This window comes from Candidatus Pelagibacter sp. (assembly GCF_965262185.1).
Classification (GTDB): domain Bacteria; phylum Pseudomonadota; class Alphaproteobacteria; order Pelagibacterales; family Pelagibacteraceae; genus Pelagibacter.
Genome location: NZ_OZ253498.1, coordinates 710,763 through 732,916 on the forward strand (window position 1 = coordinate 710,763; position 22,154 = coordinate 732,916).

Below are 22,154 nucleotides of genomic sequence, written 5' to 3' on the forward strand. Positions count from 1 at the left end.
AATGAAATAATTAATTGTCATTTTTCGCTCTTTTTCTTGCAATTAATTGGGTTAAAGAATCTACCATAGTGTCTGAAGCTTTAAATATTTCATTATTTTTAAATTCGTGAGAGATATTTTTCTCAGGATTAGTTTTATCCTCAATGACTATACCTTCATCGGGAGAATTATTTTTAATATAAATTAATAACAACCATTCTTCATCAGGAGCTTCATCCCACTTAACAAATATCTCACCTGTTTCAAATCTTCTATCGATACATCGAAAAATAGACATGTGTCGTGTAATGTGTCTTTTATTTAATTGAAAAACTAAACTACTGGCACTCCTATAAAAGCTTTCAAGAGCAAATTGAATTTTTTGCCTTGCTAAAGTATATTCTTTTTCTTTCCTTAATAATGTTTCTCTATCTTCATCACCTTGAATTTTAACTCCTAAAGCCTCTACTCTCTCTCTTATTTTTTGATCTCTTATTATTCGATATTTCTCTTTTAACTTCTCAATTCTTTGTTGAAGTCCTGCATAATCTTCTCTTTTTTCTTTTAGTGAAATTTTTTCTAATTTTTCTAATTCTTTAACTTCCCTTACTCTAAATTTTTCAATCTGTTTTTCTAATTTTAACTGTTGTAAAAATTTCTTCTGCTTTTCAGCTTGTTCAATTCTTAATAATGCCTGCTCTTTTCTTAGAAATAACTTAATTTCTTTTGTTCTTTGTTTCTCTAACCTAATTTCTTCTTTTAATACTTGTTCCTTAAGCTTTAATTTTAATTCTTGTTCCTTTTGCTTATCTTGCTGTAAGGCTAGTTTTTCCTGTCTTTCTTGTTCTTGTTTTTCAAGTTTTATTCTTCTCTGCTCATCTTTTTTAAGAGTTTTATAATTACTGATTGTTTTAGATATTTTATCAAAAAATGCCTGTATATATTTTTCTATATTAATATTTATTCCGAATTTAAATTCAGGTTTAATTGAATTTTGAAAATTAATTATTTTTAAAAGAAAACTTTTTTTTTTAGGTTTTTTTAGAATTATTTTTTTTGTTTTAACTCTTAAATTATTTTTTTTCTTATTTTTAATTTTGTTTCTTTTGTTAATTTTAGGTTTTATTTTTTTAACTTTAGAAATTTTTTTTAATCTTTTTGATTTTAACTGTGATTTTTTTTTACTTTTTTTAATAGATTTATTTTGTTTTTTTTTTATTTTTTTCATTTAAAGGAATTTATTTTTTATCAATAAATTATTGATAAATATAGTCTCTTGTAACAGGTGTAGAAGTATAGTTTTTGGTTAGCTGAAACTGATATACAACTTGGTCTCCCCATTTAAATGCCATTTCGCAACCTGCTAAATAAAATTCCCACATTCTAAAAAAACGCTCATCAAACATTTTAATAATTTTATCTTTATTATTCATACAATTTTCCTTCCAATGCCTTAATGTATGAGAATAATGCATCCTTAATACCTCGATATCAGCTACAATTAAGCCAGCTTTTTCAATTGGAGTGGTTACTTCACTTAAGCTTGGTGTATAACCACCTGGAAATATATATTTTGTTATCCACGGATGGGGATCTCTTGGAGGATTTACTGATCCAATTGTATGAATTAACGAAACTCCATCATCTTTGAGAAGTTTTTCAACTTGTGAGAAAAATTTTTTATAAAATTTTCTCCCCACATGTTCAAACATTCCAACACTTACAATCCTATCAAATTTTTCATCGAGTTCTCTATAATCCATTAACCTAAATCTTAATTGATTTTCTAAATTAAGTTTCTTAGCTTTTTGTTTACAATATTTTAATTGATTTTCTGATAATGTGATCCCAGTTACTTCACAATTAGCTGATTTTGCAATATCAACTGCTAAAGATCCCCAACCACATCCTATATCAAGGACTTTTTGATTTGGCTTTATATTTAATTTCTTAATTATGTGTTGAATTTTATTATTCTGAGCAGTCTCTAAAGTATCATTTTCATTTTTGAAATAAGCACATGAGTATTGTCTTTTAGGGTCTAAAAATAAATCATAAAGATCATCTTTAATATCGTAATGATGTGAAACATTCATTTTGGATTTTTTGATAAAATTGAAATTTGTTAGATATCTATATGAACCCCTCAATCTATTAATTAAATAACTAAAAAAATTTAATTCTCCTCTTCCAAAATTCATCAAAGATAAATCTAAAAAATCTGTAAGACTTCCGTTCTCAATTGCTATCTCTCCATCCATGTAAGCTTCTCCAAAATAAAGATCGGGATGAAATAAAAGTTTATAATGAAGTTTTTTATTTAATATCTTAACTTTTATAGGATTTTCCTTCTCTGGATTTCCAATTATATAACTTTTAGAATATGCATCGACTAATATAAATCCATCTTTCTTAAAAACACTATTTAAGAACCTTGCTAACTGCATTTTATGCTGCCATTGATGATTTAAACGAAAAATCTAATTTCTCTAAATTATTAAAAAGATCAATTTCTTCCTCTTTATTAAGAGTTCTTAAAGGAGGAAGTAAATTTTCATAAATACTGTCTTTATTCTTGAAAAAAGTATGCAAACCAGAAATTAAATTAAATTTTTCAAAAGTACCTCTCACATCACAAAGTTTAGAATTTATTTCTTGATCTTTTCCATTTTTAAAATCATCATATACTTTTCTTGCCATTAAGGATGTTGCGTTGCATGTAGCGGTGATTATTCCTGAGCAACCTAACTCAAGTCCTTTTAATAATTTAGATTCAGAACCTGGCATAACTGAAAAATTATCTAATTTTAAATTTTCAAAAAGATTGTATGAACTATCTTTAACCCCAACTATTTGGTCTGGAAAATTTTTAACAAGCTTTTCTACACACTCAACACTGAATTTATATCCAGAAAGTTTTTCAAAATTATATAAAATAATTTGAGCTTTAGGCACAGACTCTACTATTTTAGAATAAAATTTAAATACGTCCTCGTCTTTATATTTATAAAATGCTGGTGGCATAATAAGAAACTTCTCAAAATTTAATGATATAGCAACTCTCATTAAATTTGTTATTTCACCTAAAGAGTTCAATCCAGTTCCAATAATGCATTTATCTTTATATTTATTTGTTGATAATTTATTTAGAAAATTGATTTTTTCTGCAACAGAAATTAATTGGGCTTGGCCAGTACTTCCAAATATTGCAGCTCCATGACAGCCGTTATCAATAGTTAATTCTACATGTTCTATCGTTTTGTCAACATTAAGAGTAAGATCTTCATTTAACAATGACAAGGTAGCAGCATAAACTCCATTTATTTTACTCATACTAAAAATTTATATAAAAATTATAATTAGTAAAGTTTATAAATAAAAATATGAAAATTTTAGCAGTTCAGAACAGAATGGGAATTGGTGATAGTATTATATTTTTACCTTTTATAGAGGCAATATCAAAAAAATTTAATACTCCTGTAAGTTTACTTGTTCAAGAGAACTCTAAATGCAAAGAGTATTTGGATCAAACTAACTACATTGATGAAATAATCATTCTGAAGAGAAATAATAAAATTAAAAACTTAGAACATAACGGACTTTTTGGAAGTTTGAGATTAGCAAGTGAATTAAAGAAATATAATTTTAATAAGATTTTCATATTTAACTCTTCGCTTCGATACAAATTGATTGCAAAATTATCTGGTATTAAAAAAATTTATCAATTTCCTTTGTTTCAAAAAAAAGGACAAAATATGGTAGAAGCTTCTAGTAAATTAATTTTTGACTCACTTGGTATCCAAGTAAAAAATAACCCTAAAATTCATATTGATGAATCAAGTGTTTTAGAAGCTGCCAAAAAATATAATTTTTCTAAAAATGCTCTTAATATACTACTGGGTATAGGTGGATCTGGACCAACAAAAAGAATACCTGCCAAAACTTTTTTGAAAGTAATGAAAGAAATTTTTAAACAAAAAAAATGTAAATTTTTTTTAGCAACTGGCAAAAACGATGAAGAACAAAAAATTTTATATGAAATTAAAAATTCAGATCTTAAAAATTATTGCCAACCTTTAGATGATTTATCTATAAATGAATGTTTGCCAATTATTAAAAATTGCAATGTATCTATATGTAATGATTCAAGTTTCAGCCATCTTTCATCTGCACTTGAAATAGAAACGATAACTTTAATGGCGGATACTCCTCTGATGTATGGAAATTATAGTTCTAAAATGCATCCCATATTACCTGATGGCGTTAATGAAGTAACTCATGGAACTCTAGGAAAAGATAAAATTAATCCTCAAAAAATAATTGATAAATTGAACTCAATCATATCTTAACTGATATCATTTAATACTATTTGTTTGGCTTCATTAACTAATGTGGATAGCCTTGAAGTTTCAGGTGAAATATCTGGATGAATTTTTTTTTGTATTTTAATATAGGCTTTATTTACATCCTCTTTAGTTAAATTTTTAGAAGGATTTAAATTAAGAATACGATAAGCTTCTTCAGTAGACATTGTATTTAAATTTGATGCAGTGTTATTAAATGAAAATCTCCCTGAATTTCTTAAAGTTTGTATTAATCTGTACAATGAAATTAATTGAAAAATAGACATACCTTTCAATTTTAAAAGAGCAAGACTTGCAAGAGTAAAAGGTAAAGTAAGTAAAAATTTACCTCCGATTGCAAACAAAACTGCAAAGATGATTAAAACTATGAACAAGAATAATCTCAAACCTTTGGATATTTTTTTTGACGCAACTTGAGTAAAAAGTCTTAATAAAAAATATAAACCAACTACAATTAATAATGTATAAATTATAAAATTCATATATTTCCAGTTAAAAATGAAAGTACCATATCTAAAAAAAAAACCAGAGCTAAAATCTTGTCACAATATAGAGTGGGAAGATAACTATAGCTGGATACATCAAGAAAATATTTTAGAAGTCTTACAAGACAAAACTAAGCTTCTTCCAGAAGTAAAAAAATATTTAGAGGATGAAAATGAATATACTGATTATCATCTAAAAAATACGAAAAATGCTCAAAAAATATTATTTGATGAAATTAAAGGTAGAATAAAATTAGATGATGAAAGCTTACCTTTTAAAGATCATTCATATGAATATTGGACTAAAACTACTGCTAAAGGAAATTACTCTATAAAATTAAGAAAAAAAATTGGTTCATCAGAAATTGAAGAGATTTGGAATGGAGATAAAGAAAAAGAAAAATTAAATGTTGAATATTTCGGTGTTGGAGATTTAGAGGTTAGTAACAATGATCAATATCTTGGATACTCACTAGATACCAAAGGTTCCGAGTATTATACAATTTATATAAGAAATATTAAAAACAATAAGATAATTTCAAAAGAAATTAAAGAAACATCAGGAAGTATAATTTTCAGCTTGGATGATAAATATCTTTTCTATTCAAAGTTAGATGAAAATCATAGAGCTAGAAAAATTTATAGACATAAAATTGGAGATTTTGAAAATGAAGATGAACTAATCTTCGATGAAAAAAGTGAAGCTTTCACCGTTAGTATTGGATTAAGTTCTGACGAGAAATATTATTTCATAAACACTTCTGATCACAATACTTCTGAGCAATATTACTTTCATGTGAATGAAGTAAAACCAAATCCAAAATTAATAATTAAACGCGAAAAGGGAATTCTTTACTCTATAAATTCATGGAATGGAAAATTTTACAATCATACAAATAAAGATGCAGAGGATTTTAAAATAGATATTTCAGAAACTTTAGAAAATCAGAATTGGGAGACATTTATTCCTCCTAAAAAAGAAGTATTAATTGGCGGACTTTCATTTTTAAATAACTGGATGATTAGATCTGAAACATCAGAAGCTTTGGACAAGCTGTTTGTTATTGATGCTTCAACAAATAATGAAGAGGAATTAATTTTTTCTGACGAAAAAGTATGTGTTCCTGGTATTTCATTAACACAAAGAGATAGAAATACAGATGAGGTTTATGTTTCATATTCTTCACCTAAAACACCATCAAGAGTTTACAAATACAATTTAAAAACTAAATCTAAAACACTTGTAAAAGAACAAGAAATACCATCAGGACATAATACAGATGATTATATAGTTGAAAGAATAGAGTTTAAATCCCATGACGGAAGAATGGTTCCGCTTACGATTACAAGACACAAAAATACAAAAATAGACGGGACAGCAAATTTGTTACTATACGGATACGGATCGTATGGTAGTTCGATGAGTCCAAGCTTTTCTTCAACAAGACTCAGCTTAATAAATAGAGATATTATTTGGGCTACTGCACACATTAGAGGTGGAATGGAAAAAGGAATGAAATGGTGGAAAGAAGGAAAGCTAACAAATAAAAAAAATACATTTGAAGATTATATTTTTGCTGCAAAATATTTGATTGAAAACAACTACACCTCAAAGGGAAAAATAATTGGAATGGGTGGATCTGCAGGTGGTTTATTAATGGGAGCTGTTGTTAATCAAGCTCCTGAATTATTTTTAGGTATAATTATGGCTGTTCCTTTTGTGGACTCATTAACAACAAATCTCGATCACTCTTTACCACTTACAGTTGGTGAATTTGATGAATTTGGTAATGCTAAAGAAAACAAAGAGCACTTTGATTATATATTTTCATATGCTCCATATAATAATATAAAAAAAATGGATTATCCTCATATGCTAATAACAACTAGTTTAAGTGATAACAGGGTTTTGTTTGATGAACCTGCAAAATTTACAGCTAAACTTAGAGACTATAAAACTGATAATAATTTATTACTTCTCAAAACAGAAATGAATGCAGGTCATGGAGGTAAATCTGGTAGAGATGGAGCAATAGAAGAAATTGCACTCGATTACGCCTTTGCACTAAAAATTTCAGAAAAAATTTAATTTTTCAGATATTGAAATTTTTTTAATCATACCTAAATAAAGATTGTATGTCGCCTTATGGGGCATACACAAAATAAACTTGCTTAAAAAAAGGAGGATATTATGACAAGTAAGGATCTATCTATATTTAACTCATTAAGACCTTTTTCAATTGGTTTTGACGATATGTTTGACCAATTTGAAAATATGTTAGGAAACGGAAGTTTGACAATGCAATCAAACTATCCCCCATACAACATTAGAAAAACTGGTAAGGATAATTATGCAATTGAAGTTGCATTGGCTGGTTTTAATAAAAATGATGTTGAGGTTGAGTTTGAAGATAACTTATTAACTGTAAGAACAAAACAAGTTGATAAATCTGCGAACAATGATGTTAATGGAGAAATTATTCACAAAGGTATTTCTCAAAGACAATTTGCAAGATCATTCACTATTGCTGACGATGTTAAAGTTAATGGTGCTGAACTTAAAGATGGTCTTTTAACAATATCTTGTGAAAGAATTATCCCAGAACACAAAAAGAAAAAACTTATAGAAATTAAATAAGTTTGCCCTTACTTGCGAGGATTTATCCTCGCAAGTAAAATTTAAAAACATCCGTTGGAAGCAAATCCAATTACTATCTTATCAGGATTAATCTCAAATCTTCTTTCACATGGAAAGCCATATTTCTTTGTATTATAAATTAAAACAAAATTACCTTTTTCGTTTTCAAAATCTTCATCAGGTTTTCCAAGTTCTATTTGTAATCTACTTGCTGATTGACCAATAAATTCACTTAACTTTTTATTTTCTTTTTCAATAGCTGCGTCTGTTTTTTGCTTAACTGTTTGACAACCAGAAACAAATAAAAAGATAAAAAATATAGTGAATAAAATTTTTAAATTTTTCATACAAATCACACTATCATTACAATTATGGCATAAATATAAACTTATGGGTTGAATTTTGTGAATAAAATGGACTTATTCAAAGTATTATTCAACAGAATCAAATAATTATCAGACATTAGGAGGACAAATGCTTGATAATTATTTTAATTATAAAAAACACAAAACAGATTTTAAAACTGAAGTCATAGCAGGAACCACAACGTTCTTAACGATGGCTTATATAATGTTTTTAAATCCATTTATCTTATCGGGAGAATTCGCCGGACCCGAAAAAGGTTTCTTTGATTTCGGCGCGGTATATACAGCTACGATTTTAGCCACAGCTTTAGCATGTTTTATTATGGCTTTTTATGGAAAGACTTGGCCAATAGGACTTGCACCTGGAATGGGTATTAACGCATTCGTTGCATTCGGTGTATGTGCGGGAATGGGATACACGCCTCAAGAAGCACTTGGTGCTGTATTGGTGGCAGGTGTTTTATTCTTAATAATATCTTTAACGCCAATAAGAGCATGGCTAATTAACTCAATTCCAAAAAGTTTAAAATTAGGAATTGGTGCAGGTATAGGATTATTTTTAGCGATTATCGGATTACAAATTATGGAAGTGGTTGTAGATGATCCTGTTACTTTAGTTAAATTAGGTAATCTTGGAGATCCATTAGTTCTTTTAGGATGTGCAACTTTTATAGCAATCATTGTTTTAGAAAAAATGAATGTAAAAGGTAACATCATCATAGGGATATTGGTATTTAGTATCATTGCTTGGGCTGCTGGACTTGCTAAATTTAATGGTTTAGCTAGCTCACCTCCTCCAATGACATATCTTTTTGATTTTGATCTGTCTGCTGCAATGACTGCTAGTATGTCTACAGTAATCTTTACTTTATTGTTTATCGACTTCTTTGATACAGCTGGAACTTTAACTTCTGTTGCAAACGTTGCAGGTAAAGTAGGTAAAGATGGAAAAGTCCAAGATATCAATAAAGCAATGCTATCGGACAGTGTTGGAACAGTTGCGGGTGCAATGATGGGAACTACTACTGTAACAAGTTATGTTGAGTCTGGTGCTGGTGTAAAAGCAGGTGGTAAAACAGGAATGACCTCTCTTGTAATAGGTATTTTGTTTTTAGCATGTATCTTTTTTGCTCCTTTAGCAACTAGTTTACCTAAACAAATTGATGGTGCAGCTCTACTTTTTGTGTCTGTTCTTTTTGTAAGAAATATTACAGATATTGAGTGGAACGATATTTCTGAGTCTGCTCCTGCAATACTTGCAATGATAGCAATGCCGTTAACATATAGTATTAGTAATGGAATTGCCCTAGCATTTGTCTCTTACGCATTAATTAAAATATTTACTGGAAAGTTCTCAAGCACTTCTCCGGCAATATGGGTGGTTGCAATACTTAGTGTTGTAAGTTTTGCTGTAAGTTAAATAAGATTTTAACAGGGCTAATCTATTAGCCCTGTTAACTAATTTCTTTTAATTAATTCTTCAATAGATAATTCTTCATAATGTTCAGTTGGCTGAACAATCCAAGGGTCAGAATCTAGTCTTACTGGACAGAAATCTGGTTCGAAAATTGATGATTTTTTTTTCCAAAGACAAGCAGTTTTAACTTCTTTTATAAAATCTTTTGTTTGAGGATAATTTTTTAACCACTCAATACTTTTATTTAAAGTTAAACCAGTGTCAGAAAGATCATCTATCAATAAAACCTTACTAAAATCCTCGTTATTAGCTAGTGAGCTTATTTCCCTCGCAAACATAAGTTCACCTTGCTTATCTTCCATTCCTTCGCCTGAATAACTTTGAATAACAATGTAGGCTATTGGTAATTTTAAAATCCTCGATAAGATATCAAGGATCGGTGCAGCACCTCTCATAATACCAATTAAAACTGTAGGTTTGTATTCCTTGTGGATTTGTATTGCCAGTTTCTCAACAATTTTTATATATTCATCAAAAGAGATTATGAGTTTGTCAGCCATGAAGTTTAGTATCATAAGTAAAAAAATTTAAAAAGGAGAAATGATGAAAGTTTACTGGATTGCTTTGTATAAAAAGATAGATAGCCAAGAAAATATTAAAAAATATGGAGCTAAAGTTACAGATATAATCAAAAGTTATGGGGGCTTACCATTGGTAAGAGGAGGAAAGTTTAATACTTTAGAGGGAGAAACTTACCCAAGAACAGTAATTTGGGAATTTCCTAGTTATGAAAAAGCTATGGAGTGTCATGACTCTAAAGAATATCAAGAGGGTTGGGCGCTCGCAAAAGATACTACCGAAAGAAACTTACAGATAGTTGAAGCTTTTAATATTGAATAGGCTCAGGATCTATACTTCTCCAAAGATACCATGTGGCTACAGAACAATATGGGGAAAATCTTTTTTGCAATAAGTTTACATAGCTTTCTGGTGGAAGATATTTTTTATTATAATTTTTTGAAATAGCTCTTAGAAGTCCTATATCTTGTACAGGCCATATATCGGGACGATTGTAAGTAAATAATAAAATCATTTCAGCAGACCATCTACCTATTTGCCTTAGTTTAGATAAATAAATAATTGCTTCTTCATTGGACATGCCTGGAATAACTTTAGGATTAAATGTTTTGTTTAATACTTGTTCTGCTAAACTTTTAATACCCTTAACCTTTTGTCTGCTTAATCCACAGCTCTTTAACTGAGAGCTTGATAATTTATTCACTGTTTTTGCATTAATTTTGTTTTTACATTTTTTTTTAAACTTTAGAAAAACTGAGTTAGCAGCAGCTACACTAATTTGTTGACCAATTATACTTTTACAAAGAGAAAAGAAAATATCTCGCCTTGATGTAAGAACAGTTTCTGATGGTGACTTATATTTTTTAATCAAAAAAGACATTGTTTTATCTTTTTTTGATAAATACTTTTTTGCTTTATTCCAATATGATGGGGTTTTAATCATGACGTGAAACAGAAAGTTTTTTTTTCAAATACATTTCTCTTCTAAATATAATTATAGATGAAACAATAACTAATAAAGCACCTAATAAAGTTTTAGAAGTTGGTATTTCATTCCAAATAAAATATCCAAATATTATTGCAAAAACTAATCCAAGATATTTTAAAGGAGAAACCAAACTAACTTCTGAATATTTATAAGATTGAGATAGCCATAAATTTGCAAGACCACCTAATATACCAACCATTGATAGCAAAAATAAATCAAGTAAACTTGGCAAAATCCATCCCTGATAAAAAGATAAAAAACTTATAAGCATTATCGAAAATGAAAAGAAAAAACTAATTAACCAGGCAGGTTCAGTTGATGATAATTTTCTTATAGCAATAGCAACATAAGATAGACCCAGGCAAAAAATTATTGGATAAATATAATACAAATTTAAAGAGCTAAAACCTGGTTCGGTTATAAAAATTATACCAACAAATCCAACCAAGACCGCTAACCATCGATAAATACCAACTTTTTCTTTTAATAAAAAAATTGAAAAGATTGTTATAAATATTGGTGCTGCAAAAGAAATACTTACAACAGTTGCCAAAGGTAAATTTCTTAATGCTACAAATATAGAAACCAAAGCAATTAATCCTGCTAAACATCTTTTAAAATGAAGAAATGGTCTAGTTGTTTTATAAAAATCTAAATATCTGTCTTTAGGTATGAGAAATAAAATAGGAATTATTCCACAAAATCCTCTAAAAAATAATACTTGTCCAACAGGATAATCATCAGACCATTTAACAATAACATCCATAAGTGAAAATGCACATACAGATATGAACATGTAAAAAAAGCCTAATTGATTTTTTGATAGCATATGATTAACTCTAGATTAATTAAGTTTATAATCAATGGAAATAGCAATTTTAGGATTAGGATGTTTTTGGGGACCTGAAATTAAGTTTAGTAAACTTGATGGAGTTATAAAAACAGAAGTGGGTTATTGCGGAGGTAACAATGCTAAAACAAATTACAAAGAAGTATGCACAGGTAAAACAAATCATGCGGAAGTGGTTAAATTAAATTATGATCCTAAGGTAATATCTTACGAGAAAATTCTTGAATATTTTTTTGAAATTCATGACCCAACAACCTTGAATTCTCAAGGACCAGATTTTGGAACTCAATATAGAAGTGAAATATTTTATTTAAATGATCAGCAAAAAATTATTGCTGAAAAAATGGTAGAAAAAGAAAATCTCAAACTATCAGGAAAAGTTGTAACTAAAACTTCTTTAGTTAAAAATTATTGTCCAGCTGAAGAGTATCATCAAAGATATTTGGAAAAAAGATAAAATGTCTTTGGTTGATACAAATTGGTTAGAAAATAATATTGATAAAGTAAAAATTATTGATTGCTCTTGGCATATGCCTCAAACTCAAAGAAACGGATTTGACGAGTATAATAAAGAACATATTCCAAATGCTATTTTTTTTGATTTAGATAAAAATTCTAAATTAGATACTGATTTACCTCATATGCTAACTGATACTAAATCTTGGGAAAAAATAATGAGCAACATGGGTATAGAAAATAATGATAGAATAGTAATTTACGATAACTCTGATGTTATTAGCTCTTGTAGATGTTGGTATAATTTAATTTATTATGGTCATGATCCTAAATTAGTTCATGTTCTAGATGGTGGATTAAAAAAATGGAAAAAAGAAAATAAATCTACAGATAATAAAGATGTAACCACTCAAACTTCCAAGTATACATGTAAAGAAAATTTAGAACTTGTAAAAAATAAAAAACAAATAGATGAAAATATCTATAAACAAGAATTTAATGTTGTTGATGCAAGAAGTAGAGAAAGATTTGAAGGCAAAGTTACTGAACCAAGAAAAGGTCTAAGAAGTGGGTCAATAAAAAATTCCTTTTGTCTACCCTTTTCTGAATTAATAAATAAGGACCACACTTTTGTTAGTAAAGACAAAATAATGGAAAAATTTAAGTCATTTGAATTTGACCATGATAAAAATATAGTATTTTCATGTGGATCTGGGGTGACCGCAAGTGTATTGGCACTAGCTTATTCTTTAATAAATGCTAAATATGTGCCGACCATTTACGATGGCTCTTGGGCTGAGTATGGAAAAAACTAAAATATGAAAACATCTACAAAAATAACAAGTATAGTAATTATATTCTTCTTAATCATTGCTACGGTGATCATCGGTAGAACAATGATTGGAAATCATTTTAAAAAAAAATTTAGTAAAAGACCACCTCCTGGAATAATAGTAACTACTACACAAGAAAGAACTTTTGAAAATGTCATAAGTACATATGGAACAGCAGCTCCAGTTAAAACTCAGTCATTTAAAGTTGAAAAGTACGAAATATTAAAACCAATAGATTTTAATAAAAAAGTTAAAAAAGGAGATGTTATTGCTAATCTTAAGAATAGAAAAATTATTGCTCAATTTGATGGGGTTATTGGAAAAAGAGAATTCTCTGAAGATTTAGAAGTATCAAAATCCTCTTTATTAATCAATCTTGAGGATACCAGCTCATTATATTGTGATGTAGATATACCAGAAATTTTTGTTCCATTTATAAAAGTTGGTTTACCTGTTGATATAAAATTTTCTGGATATAAAAATAAAATTTACAAAGGTGAAGTTGACTCTTTTGCAAGCAGAATAAGTGAAGACACCAGATCTTTAGCTACAAGAATAAAAATGGATAATAAATCTGGAGAAATATTACCAGGTTCATTTTTAGAAATTTCAATCAAGTATAATGTAAGAGATGGTTTAGGTGCACCCGATACAAGTACAATAGTCGAGGGTGAGAATATATTTATATATAAAGTTGACGAAAAAAATAAAGTAATGAAAACAAACGTTACTATTGGTGATAGGTATTTGGGTTTTGTGGAAATTTTAGATGGATTAAATAAAGGTGATAAAATTGTTGCTGAGGGAACAAAAAAAATTAGACCAAATTTAACGATCAGACCTATAGAAAAAGGCGTAAAGAAAAAACAAGGAAATTCTAGTTGGGGTAAAAAAAAGGAATCTGAAAAAGCTGAAGAAAAAAAAGGTAAGTTTGATTGGTTAAAAAATATTTTTAAAAAATCTGAAAAAGAAAAAAAATAATTAAATGTATATAACCGAAGTTAGTATTAAAAGACCTGTTGTTGCTTGGGTAATGTCTTTAATCCTAATCATTTTTGGAATATTTGTTTTTGCAGAGCTACCTGTTCGAGAACTTCCAGATGGAATTCAGCCTCCTGTAGTCCAAGTTCAAACAGATTATAAATCAGCATCAGCAGAGATTGTTGATGAAGAAATAACTCAAAAACTTGAAGATGTTATAGGCGGTGCAGAAGGTATTAAAAACATAGACTCAAGTTCTTTAAATGGACGAAGTAGAATTAATATACAATTTAATACAGATATTGATTTAGACGATGCAGCGAATGATATAAGGGAGAGAGTTGCTCGTGTTGTTGATAATTTGCCTAGCGAGGCTAATCCACCTCAAATTCTAAAACAAGCAGCAGGTTTTACAACTACTATGTGGGTAGCGCTTACATCACCTACTTGGAATGATCTTGATCTTGGAGATTATGCTGAAAGATATCTAATAGATGCTTTTTCAAGTGTTCCAAATGTTGGAAGGATTTTAGTTGGTGGACTAAGAGAGCTTAGTGTAAGAGTTTGGATAGACCCTATCAAATTAGCAGCCAACAACCTGACAATTCAAGAAGTTGAAAGAGCTTTAAGAAATGAAAATCTTAATATTCCTGCCGGCACATTAGAAGCAAATAATAAAGATTTAACTTTAAATATAGATAAGTCTTATTCAAATATAGACACTATAAAGCAACTTCCTCTTAGAAAAAATAAAGACAAAGTAGTAATACTTTCTGATGTAGCAAATATTGAATTTGGACCAGTTTCAGAAAAAACTTTATTCAAAGCACAAAGCAAAAATGCACTAAATCTAAAAACTGTTGGAATTGGTATTTATGCTAAAAGTGGTGCTTCAACTGTAGAGTTGTCTAATCAGATTAAAAACAAAATAAAAGAACTTAATAAATCACTACCAGATGGACTAAATTTAGAAATAGCATTTAATAGAGCAACATATATTGGTGCTGCAATCGATGAAGTTTACAAAAGCCTAATTATTGCTTTTGTCTTAGTAGTTTTAATTATTTATCTTTTTCTTGGAAATCTTAAAGCGGTGATTGTGCCAGCTGTGGCTTTGCCAGTTAGTTTAATTGGTTCATTTCTTGGCTTGTACATTTTTGGTCTTTCCATAAATATTTTTGTATTACTAAGTTTTATTCTAGCAATTGGAATAATTACTGATGACTCTGTAATTATGACTGATGCTATTTATACCCGAATAGAAAATGGTGAAACACCATTAGTTGCTGCATATAAAGGTTCTAAGCAAATTACTTTTGCTATTATTGCAACTACTCTGATTTTAATTGCAGTGTTCTTGCCGCTTATATTTATTAAAGGAATATCTGGAACATTATTTAAAGAGACTGCAATAGCGCTATCATTTTCAATTGTAGTATCATCCTTTGTTGCATTAACTCTGTCTCCAATGCTTGGAAGTAAGTTTTTAAATAAAAAAGAAAAAGTTAATTTCTTAGTTAAAAAATTTAATAATAAATTTAAATCTTTTACTGGATTTTACATCAACTCTCTTAAATTCTGGATAAACAGACAAAAAACTATTTCGATATTTATAATTTTTATTATTGCAGCTTCTGCATATCTTTTTAATTTTTCAAAAAAAGAATTACTACCTATGGAAGATAGAGGTTCTTATTTAATAATAGGTTCAACAGATGAAGGTAGTTCATTTGAATATACTCAAGAAAAAGCTCAGATAATTGAAGGAAGAATTTTAAGATTGTTACAAGCTGAAGATAGCCCATATGAAAGACTAATCATGAGAGTTCCTGGATTTGGAAGATCTGCAACATCTTATAACACTTTTATAATCATTGCTTTACTAGATGAATGGAAAAACAGAGAAAAAAATAGTCAAACTGTATTAAGAGAAGCTATTGGACAAGTAGTTTCAGTTCCAGAAACTTTTGCATTTCCAATATCTCCGCAAGGAATAAGAGTTTCAAGCTACAACAAACCAGTACAGATGGTTATTTATGGAACAAGCTATGAAGAATTAGATGATATTCAAAATAGTGTTTTAAGGGAATTAAGAAAAAATAGAAATATGTTTAGAATTGAAAGTGATTATACAAAAAATAAACCTGAAGTTAAATTAATCACTAACAAAAATCGAGCTAATGACCTAGGTGTATCTACAGAAAATATAGGTAGAACTCTTGAAACACTTTATGGAGGAAAAAGAGTTACTTCCTTTAGCAAAGAGGGAAGAGAATATCCAATTATCTTACAGCAATATTTAGCAGATAGACGTGACCAAGATGGTTTATCAAAAATATTTGTGAGATCCGAAACAACAGGAAAATTAGTTTCTGTAGCAAGTTTGGTAGAATTTGAAGAAAAAGGAACTGCAGAGGCATTACCAAGATATAATCGACAAAGAGCTGTTACAATTTCAGCTGCACTATCAGAAAATTATACTCTCACCGAAGCTGTTAAATATTTAGAAGATGTAATGATAAAGGTTGCGCCGCAGAACCAGATTACTTGGAAAGGAAAATCAGAAGAATTGAAAGAAACTACAAATGAAATTTATTTAATTTTTGCTTTAGCTTTACTGACTGCTTATTTGGTAATGGCAGCAACATTTAACTCTTTTATTCACCCTTTCATAATTATTTTGACTGTTCCTTTGGCTGTATTTGGTGGTTTAGTATTTATTTTATTTTTAAATAGTTCAGTTAATATTTTTTCACAAATTGCCCTTATCATTCTTATTGGTATTTCAACAAAGAATAGTATTTTAATCGTTGATTATGCTAATCAGATAAGAACAACAGGTGTTAAAATTCAAGAAGCAGTATTAGAAGCCTGTAATTTGAGAGTTAGACCTATTATTATGACATCATTAAGTACTATGATTGCAATGATCCCTTTAGTTGTTGGAAATATAGGCCCTGGAGCTGGGGAAGGATCAAGATTAGCTGTTGGAGCAACTATTTTAGGTGGAATGATCATATCAACATTCTTTACTCTATATGTAACTCCTACAATGTATTTGGCATTAGCAAAAAATACTAAGCGAATTGATGCAGTAGATATAGAGCTGAAAAAACAATTAAATTAAAAAATAATATACTTACTTGTGGTCAATTTATTTTTACAATCTGATAATTGTTTTTTGTAAATATTAGACTGTTTTTCAACTTTTTTAGCTAAATTTATAACCTTATTATTTTTTTTGTAATTTTTATAATTCCCCCACCCCTCATGGTAAGCAACATATTGTCTAAAAGCATCTTTCTTTGAAACTTTTAAAATTTTTTCAGTTTTGTTTGTGTACCAACCAATAAAATCCACACTATCTTTAAATCTTGTTCTTGTGGCAAATTTGTTTCCTGTTTCTTCTTTATATTGTTTCCAAGTACCTTTGACTGCTTGGGAGTAGCCAAATGAACTTGAAGGTCTCTTATAAGGTATAACTTTAAATATTTTTTGTCTTGGAGGTTTTGCCAACCAATCAAAACTGGATTCCATCTTTATTATAGCTAGTTGTAAATACACAGGTGTACCCCACTTTGCTTCTGCTTTTTTAGCATGCTTGTACCATAAATATCTTTCATTAAATATTGAACAACCGTCTGATGTATTTTTAGGTATTGATGAGCATCCAGAAAGGACAAATAAAAGTATAAGAAAATATTTTATATTTGAGCTCATTAAGTTTTATTCAAAAAATAACTTATAATAACTACTATAATAACACCTATAAGGTTGCCAAATAAATCTGAAAACTCAAAACTTCTTATTGGAATGATGAAGTGAGCTAATTCAAGCAAAATTGATAATAAAATTAAGTAAATACTCAAAGGAAAAAATTGATTCCATTTCTTAAAAGTAAAAAAACCAATAATAGAAAGTAATAAAAATGCATATAAATGATTTGTAGAAACTATATAGTATGTAGTAATTTGAGGCTGCAAACTGCAATCATCATATAAAAAACAACCTAAAATACTTCCTGGAAATAAATATAAAATAATTAAAAAGAAATTTGATAAATAAAAAATAAATTTATATTTAGAAAAAAAATTTAACATTAATATTATAGTTTTATTTATCAAATTAAATATAAAGATAAAGAAATGAGTTATTTAATTTTAGTTAGACATGGACAAAGTGTGTGGAATCTTGAGAATAGATTTACTGGTTGGGTAGATGTTGATTTATCTGAAAAAGGAAAATCAGAAGCAAAAAAATCAGCTGAACTGATAAACAAAGAAAACCTTATTATTGATTTATACTTCTCCTCTGTTCAATTAAGAGCTAAAAATACATTAAAGATTATTCAGGAAGAATTGAAAGATAACAAATCATCTAGTGAAGCATGGCAATTAAATGAGAGACATTATGGAGCACTTACTGGACTTAACAAGGATGAAATGAAGAAAAAACTGGGTGAAGATAAAGTTCACCAATTTAGAAGATCATGGGATTTACGACCTGATCCTTTAAAGAAAGAAAATCCATACCACCCTTCAAATATAGATATTTATAAAAAGTTACCTCAAGATAAAATACCAAGTACAGAGTCTCTTAAAGACACTTATGAGAGAGTTATAGATTTTTACAAAGAGAAAATTGAAGTCATAAATGATAAAAATATTTTAATATCTGCACATGGAAATTCAATTAGAGCTCTTTGCAAGTACCTATTTAATTTGGATAATGATGTAATTTCAAAATTAGAAATACCAACAGGTAATCCTTTAGTAATTGGAATAAATAATGAGAAAAAAGTTTTAAGAGCTAAGTATTTAGACTCTAATAGAGCTAAAGATCTTTTAGTTTTTTGAAGATTTCCAAATTAGTTAAATGATAAAAATTTTGTTTGCTTTCATATCCATATAAATTTTTGGTATCAATCAATTTGTCCCAATTTTTAGAGATTGAAAATTTTTCATTAGTTTCATTTTTAAACAATTTTTTACTTAATATTTGACAGCCGATGTAGATATAATTTTTATCTAATTCCTTAGTAATAAGATTATTTTCTAAATTGAAATCACCCTTTAAATTTTTATCAAAACTTAAATTTTTGTTTACTAATAAAAGAATATTTTTTAATTTTTTACTAAAATAGAACTCTTCCATTTTATTAATTTCATCAAAATACTCTTTTGTCCATACAGTATCAGGATTAAAAACTATAAAATCATCTTCATTAGAATGCTTAATTAAATTTAAAATACCACCACCAGTATCTAGAATTTCTTTTCCATCTTCTATAATTTCAATATCAATATCAAAATTGTTATCTTTAAAAAATTTTGGAAAATGATCTTTTAAATAAAATGAATTTATTAAAATTTTCTTAATTCCCAAACTTTTAATCAATTGGATGCATTTTTCTAACATTGTTACATTATGTAATTCTAACAAAGGTTTGGGTGTATCTAATGTTATTGGGTTTAATCTTTTTCCATATCCCGCACATAATATTAACGCTGTATTTATTTTCATAATTTAATTGATAAATTCTGGAAAATTATTTTTTAATAATAATTTTAAATCCTTAAAAATCTTATTCTGTTTTAATCTGTAATCTATCATTTCCCATGCATAAGGGATTAATTGAGTATATTTTTTTTTATTTTCTCTATAAGCAAGCCTTGTGAAAATTCCAATGATTTTTAAATTTCTTAGAATTGATAATATTTCAAAGTCTTTTTTAAATTTAATTAAATTAATTTTTTTATTGGTTTTTATGTAATAATCAAAAATTTTTTTTTTTAATCTGTTATTAGTTTTAAATCTAACATCATCTATCAATGATGCTAAATCATAAGCTTTATTTCCAATAAGAGCATCCTGATTGTCAATTAAACTAATTTGATTTTTAAAATACATTAAATTTGAAACATGAAAATCCCTATGCACAAAAGTAATATTTTTATGATCAAGTTTAGATAACAATTTATTTATCTCATTTTTAAATTTTTTTTTGAATAAAGATTTATTTTGATTTAATTTTTTTTCAACATACCAATCGCTAAATAGTTTTGCTTCATTAAATAAAATTTTCTTTTTATATGACTTGAGTTTGTAATATTGATTTAAAAAATTTCTAATCTTTTTGGTTTTAATACTTTGTAATTTATTAAGTATATTAATGATTTTTTTAAAAAGTAAATATTTGTTATTTTTTTTATTTTTTAAAACTTTAAATAGTGAGACGTCTCCAAAATCCTCAATTTCAATGAAATTTTTTTCATATTTTTGACTGATTAGATTAGGTGCTAAAATTTCATTTTTCCTTAAAATTTTATTAACTGCGTCGTAAGCTAGCAAATGTTTACTTTTTTCTTTATTTGCGTAAACAAAAATTGAATTACGTTTTTTGCTTCTGTAAAATTTTCTAATTGATGCATCTCCTTTAATTTTTTGCAGATCTTTTGAATTTTTCATTCTAGTATATTTTTAATCAATGCCTGTGATTTCAACACTTCTATTATTTAGCTCATTTTCATAGTTAAATCTTAATACAATAACTTTTTCCTGAATATCTTTAATTAACTCTGGCCACTCAACAAAAGTAATTAAATTATTGTCTTTTTCAAATATGTTTAGATCATTAGTATCTCTTTTATTTTTAATCCTAAATAAATCGTAATGTTTTATCTTCTTGGGACCTACTTGATATTCATTTAATAAATTAAATGTTGGACTTGAAACTTCTGTAATTGGAAAATCTGAACTTTTTTGAAATTCATTAATCAAATATTTTATAAATGTAGTTTTGCCCACACCCATTTCACCGTATAAAAATATAATTTCTCCACCCTGTAAAAATTTTTTAAAACTTTCTGCTAAAACTTTTGTTGTTTCTTCTGAACTTATATCGATCTTGCTATTTTTAATAGCGATAGGCATCTGGTTTGAATGGGCCTTCTGTTCCAACACTTATATAATCAGCTTGTTCTTTTGATAATTTTGTTAATTTAGCCCCAACTTTTTTCAAATGTAATGTTGCTACTTTTTCATCTAAATGCTTAGGTAAAACATAAACTTTATTTTCATAATTTTTATGGTTATGCCAAAGTTCTATTTGAGCAATTACTTGATTGGTAAAAGATGCGCTCATTACGAAACTTGGGTGTCCAGTTGCACAACCTAAATTAACTAATCTTCCCTCAGCTAAAAGGATAATTCTTTTTCCACTTGGTAATTCGATTTCGTGTACTTGGGGCTTAACTTCCGTCCATTTATAATTTTTCAATGCCTCAACTTGAATTTCATTATCGAAATGTCCAATATTGCATAAGATTGCTCTATCTTTCATATCTCTCATATGATCAGCTGTAACTATATCTTTATTTCCAGTTGCTGTAACAACTATGTCTGCTCTGCTAATGGCTTCTTCCATTAAAACTACTTCATAACCTTCCATTGCTGCCTGAAGTGCGCAAATAGGATCTGCTTCAGTAACAAGAACTCTAGCACCACTTTGTCTTAAAGATGCAGCGCTTCCTTTTCCAACATCGCCAAAACCAGCAACTACTGCAATTTTACCCGACATCATAACATCAGTGGCTCTTCTAATACCGTCAACTAAACTTTCTCTACATCCGTATAAGTTATCAAATTTAGATTTCGTTACAGAATCATTAACGTTTATTGCAGGAACTAATAGAGAATTATCTTTCTCCATTTTATTTAATGCTTTAATTCCGGTTGTAGTCTCCTCAGAAACACCTTTTATATCTCTCATTAAATCTTTATATTCATTATGCATGATGGCAGTTAAATCTCCCCCATCATCTAATAACATATTGGGTTTCCAATCAGGTTTTCCAACTATTGTTTGTTTAATACACCATAAATACTCTTCTTCTGTTTCACCTTTCCATGCATAAACAGGAATTCCAGCTTTTGCTATTGCTGCTGCTGCATGGTCTTGTGTAGAAAATATATTACAAGATGACCATCTTACTTCCGCTCCAAGATCCACTAATGTCTCAATTAGGACTGCTGTTTGAATAGTCATATGAAGACATCCAATAATTCTAGCACCTTTTAATGGTTTTTCTTTTGAATACTCTTCTCTTAATGCCATTAAACCTGGCATTTCGCTTTCTGCGATAGAAATTTCTTTTCTTCCAAATTCAGCTTGGGAAATATCTTTTACTTTAAAATCATCCATAGCGAGCTTTATACAG

The 22,154-nt window shown here is 28.2% G+C and carries 24 protein-coding genes; 10 read left to right on the plus strand and 14 right to left on the minus strand.

Translation table 11 applies throughout. From position 1 onward, the window contains the following. Positions 1-10 precede the first annotated feature (10 nt). The 3 genes from ACQY31_RS04015 to ACQY31_RS04025 are packed head-to-tail and all read right to left on the minus strand — an operon-like array spanning position 11 to position 3,312. Positions 11-1,207: a hypothetical protein gene (locus ACQY31_RS04015; protein ID WP_428081092.1), complete on the minus strand. Its 1,197-nt coding sequence runs from the start codon at positions 1,205-1,207 to the stop codon at positions 11-13. Positions 1,208-1,235: 28 nt separating this feature from the next. After that, positions 1,236-2,426 carry a class I SAM-dependent methyltransferase gene (locus tag ACQY31_RS04020; RefSeq protein WP_428081094.1) on the minus strand — a complete coding sequence of 397 codons (1,191 nt, stop codon included), beginning with the start codon at positions 2,424-2,426 and terminating at the stop codon, positions 1,236-1,238. A gap of 1 nt (position 2,427) precedes the next feature. Next, positions 2,428-3,312: a dihydrodipicolinate synthase family protein gene (locus ACQY31_RS04025; protein WP_428081096.1), complete on the minus strand. Its 885-nt coding sequence runs from the start codon at positions 3,310-3,312 to the stop codon at positions 2,428-2,430. Between the two features lie 50 nt (positions 3,313-3,362). Here ACQY31_RS04025 and ACQY31_RS04030 point away from each other — a divergent pair, with 50 nt between their 5' ends. Then, entirely contained in the window at positions 3,363-4,328 is a 966-nt protein-coding gene (locus ACQY31_RS04030; RefSeq protein ID WP_428081098.1) for a glycosyltransferase family 9 protein, read from the plus strand. Here ACQY31_RS04030 and ACQY31_RS04035 read toward each other — a convergent pair. Beyond that, positions 4,325-4,825, minus strand: coding sequence for a J domain-containing protein (locus tag ACQY31_RS04035; RefSeq protein ID WP_428081100.1), 501 nt, complete (start codon positions 4,823-4,825; stop codon positions 4,325-4,327). The two genes, ACQY31_RS04030 and ACQY31_RS04035, sit on opposite strands and share 4 nt — an antisense overlap. A gap of 16 nt (positions 4,826-4,841) precedes the next feature. On the opposite strand from ACQY31_RS04035, the gene ACQY31_RS04040 reads away from it, so the two are divergent. Next, positions 4,842-6,917 carry a S9 family peptidase gene (locus ACQY31_RS04040; protein WP_428081102.1) on the plus strand — a complete coding sequence of 692 codons (2,076 nt, stop codon included), beginning with the start codon at positions 4,842-4,844 and terminating at the stop codon, positions 6,915-6,917. 102 nt (positions 6,918-7,019) lie between these two features. Further along, complete coding sequence (locus ACQY31_RS04045; protein WP_428081104.1) at positions 7,020-7,466, plus strand: Hsp20 family protein; 447 nt, start codon at positions 7,020-7,022, stop codon at positions 7,464-7,466. 41 nt (positions 7,467-7,507) lie between these two features. Here the strand turns inward: ACQY31_RS04045 and ACQY31_RS04050 are convergent, their stop codons facing one another. Then, positions 7,508-7,813, minus strand: a complete 306-nt coding sequence (locus ACQY31_RS04050; RefSeq protein WP_428081106.1) for a hypothetical protein — start codon at positions 7,811-7,813, stop codon at positions 7,508-7,510. Positions 7,814-7,940: 127 nt separating this feature from the next. Between ACQY31_RS04050 and ACQY31_RS04055 the strand changes: the two genes are divergently transcribed. Next, positions 7,941-9,251 (plus strand): NCS2 family permease, encoded by a 1,311-nt coding sequence (locus ACQY31_RS04055; protein WP_075506462.1) that lies wholly within the window; start codon positions 7,941-7,943, stop codon positions 9,249-9,251. Positions 9,252-9,289: 38 nt separating this feature from the next. Here the strand turns inward: ACQY31_RS04055 and ACQY31_RS04060 are convergent, their stop codons facing one another. Then, the gene (locus ACQY31_RS04060; RefSeq protein WP_428081108.1) at positions 9,290-9,823 is read right to left on the minus strand and encodes a phosphoribosyltransferase; all 534 of its coding nucleotides are present in this window, start codon (positions 9,821-9,823) and stop codon (positions 9,290-9,292) included. Positions 9,824-9,851: 28 nt separating this feature from the next. On the opposite strand from ACQY31_RS04060, the gene ACQY31_RS04065 reads away from it, so the two are divergent. Further along, positions 9,852-10,148 carry a DUF1330 domain-containing protein gene (locus ACQY31_RS04065; RefSeq protein WP_428081190.1) on the plus strand — a complete coding sequence of 99 codons (297 nt, stop codon included), beginning with the start codon at positions 9,852-9,854 and terminating at the stop codon, positions 10,146-10,148. Here the strand turns inward: ACQY31_RS04065 and ACQY31_RS04070 are convergent. Next, positions 10,135-10,770, minus strand: coding sequence for a DNA-3-methyladenine glycosylase family protein (locus ACQY31_RS04070; protein WP_428081111.1), 636 nt, complete (start codon positions 10,768-10,770; stop codon positions 10,135-10,137). The genes ACQY31_RS04065 and ACQY31_RS04070 overlap by 14 nt on opposite strands. Continuing rightward, complete coding sequence (locus ACQY31_RS04075) at positions 10,763-11,644, minus strand: DMT family transporter (RefSeq protein ID WP_428081113.1); 882 nt, start codon at positions 11,642-11,644, stop codon at positions 10,763-10,765. Before ACQY31_RS04075 ends, ACQY31_RS04070 begins: the two co-directional genes overlap by 8 nt. Positions 11,645-11,678: 34 nt before the next feature. Between ACQY31_RS04075 and msrA the strand changes: the two genes are divergently transcribed. The 4 genes from msrA to ACQY31_RS04095 are packed head-to-tail and all read left to right on the plus strand — an operon-like array spanning position 11,679 to position 17,062. Continuing rightward, positions 11,679-12,122, plus strand: a complete 444-nt coding sequence (gene msrA, locus ACQY31_RS04080; protein WP_428081115.1) for a peptide-methionine (S)-S-oxide reductase MsrA — start codon at positions 11,679-11,681, stop codon at positions 12,120-12,122. A 1-nt stretch (position 12,123) separates the two neighbouring features. Then, positions 12,124-12,936 (plus strand): sulfurtransferase, encoded by an 813-nt coding sequence (locus ACQY31_RS04085; RefSeq protein ID WP_428081117.1) that lies wholly within the window; start codon positions 12,124-12,126, stop codon positions 12,934-12,936. 3 nt (positions 12,937-12,939) lie between these two features. After that, the gene (locus ACQY31_RS04090; protein ID WP_428081119.1) at positions 12,940-13,935 is read left to right on the plus strand and encodes an efflux RND transporter periplasmic adaptor subunit; all 996 of its coding nucleotides are present in this window, start codon (positions 12,940-12,942) and stop codon (positions 13,933-13,935) included. A gap of 4 nt (positions 13,936-13,939) precedes the next feature. Continuing rightward, positions 13,940-17,062 (plus strand): efflux RND transporter permease subunit, encoded by a 3,123-nt coding sequence (locus ACQY31_RS04095; protein ID WP_428081121.1) that lies wholly within the window; start codon positions 13,940-13,942, stop codon positions 17,060-17,062. Here ACQY31_RS04095 and ACQY31_RS04100 read toward each other — a convergent pair. Then, entirely contained in the window at positions 17,059-17,655 is a 597-nt protein-coding gene (locus tag ACQY31_RS04100; protein ID WP_428081123.1) for a transglycosylase SLT domain-containing protein, read from the minus strand. The two genes, ACQY31_RS04095 and ACQY31_RS04100, sit on opposite strands and share 4 nt — an antisense overlap. Continuing rightward, on the minus strand, positions 17,655-18,035 hold the full coding sequence (locus ACQY31_RS04105) for a hypothetical protein (RefSeq protein WP_428081125.1): 381 nt from the start codon (positions 18,033-18,035) through the stop codon (positions 17,655-17,657). Before ACQY31_RS04105 ends, ACQY31_RS04100 begins: the two co-directional genes overlap by 1 nt. A gap of 45 nt (positions 18,036-18,080) precedes the next feature. On the opposite strand from ACQY31_RS04105, the gene ACQY31_RS04110 reads away from it, so the two are divergent. Continuing rightward, positions 18,081-18,791 carry a 2,3-bisphosphoglycerate-dependent phosphoglycerate mutase gene (locus ACQY31_RS04110; protein ID WP_428081127.1) on the plus strand — a complete coding sequence of 237 codons (711 nt, stop codon included), beginning with the start codon at positions 18,081-18,083 and terminating at the stop codon, positions 18,789-18,791. Here ACQY31_RS04110 and ACQY31_RS04115 read toward each other — a convergent pair. The 4 genes from ACQY31_RS04115 to ahcY are packed head-to-tail and all read right to left on the minus strand — an operon-like array spanning position 18,769 to position 22,138. Next, complete coding sequence (locus ACQY31_RS04115; RefSeq protein WP_428081129.1) at positions 18,769-19,458, minus strand: sugar phosphate nucleotidyltransferase; 690 nt, start codon at positions 19,456-19,458, stop codon at positions 18,769-18,771. The two genes, ACQY31_RS04110 and ACQY31_RS04115, sit on opposite strands and share 23 nt — an antisense overlap. Positions 19,459-19,461: 3 nt before the next feature. Beyond that, positions 19,462-20,403 (minus strand): phosphotransferase, encoded by a 942-nt coding sequence (locus ACQY31_RS04120; protein WP_428081131.1) that lies wholly within the window; start codon positions 20,401-20,403, stop codon positions 19,462-19,464. 12 nt (positions 20,404-20,415) lie between these two features. Then, positions 20,416-20,868 (minus strand): tRNA (adenosine(37)-N6)-threonylcarbamoyltransferase complex ATPase subunit type 1 TsaE, encoded by a 453-nt coding sequence (tsaE, locus tag ACQY31_RS04125; protein WP_428081133.1) that lies wholly within the window; start codon positions 20,866-20,868, stop codon positions 20,416-20,418. Next, positions 20,852-22,138, minus strand: a complete 1,287-nt coding sequence (ahcY, locus tag ACQY31_RS04130) for an adenosylhomocysteinase (RefSeq protein WP_428081135.1) — start codon at positions 22,136-22,138, stop codon at positions 20,852-20,854. The genes tsaE and ahcY overlap by 17 nt, the downstream gene beginning before the upstream one ends. Between the last annotated feature and the right edge of the window lie 16 nt (positions 22,139-22,154).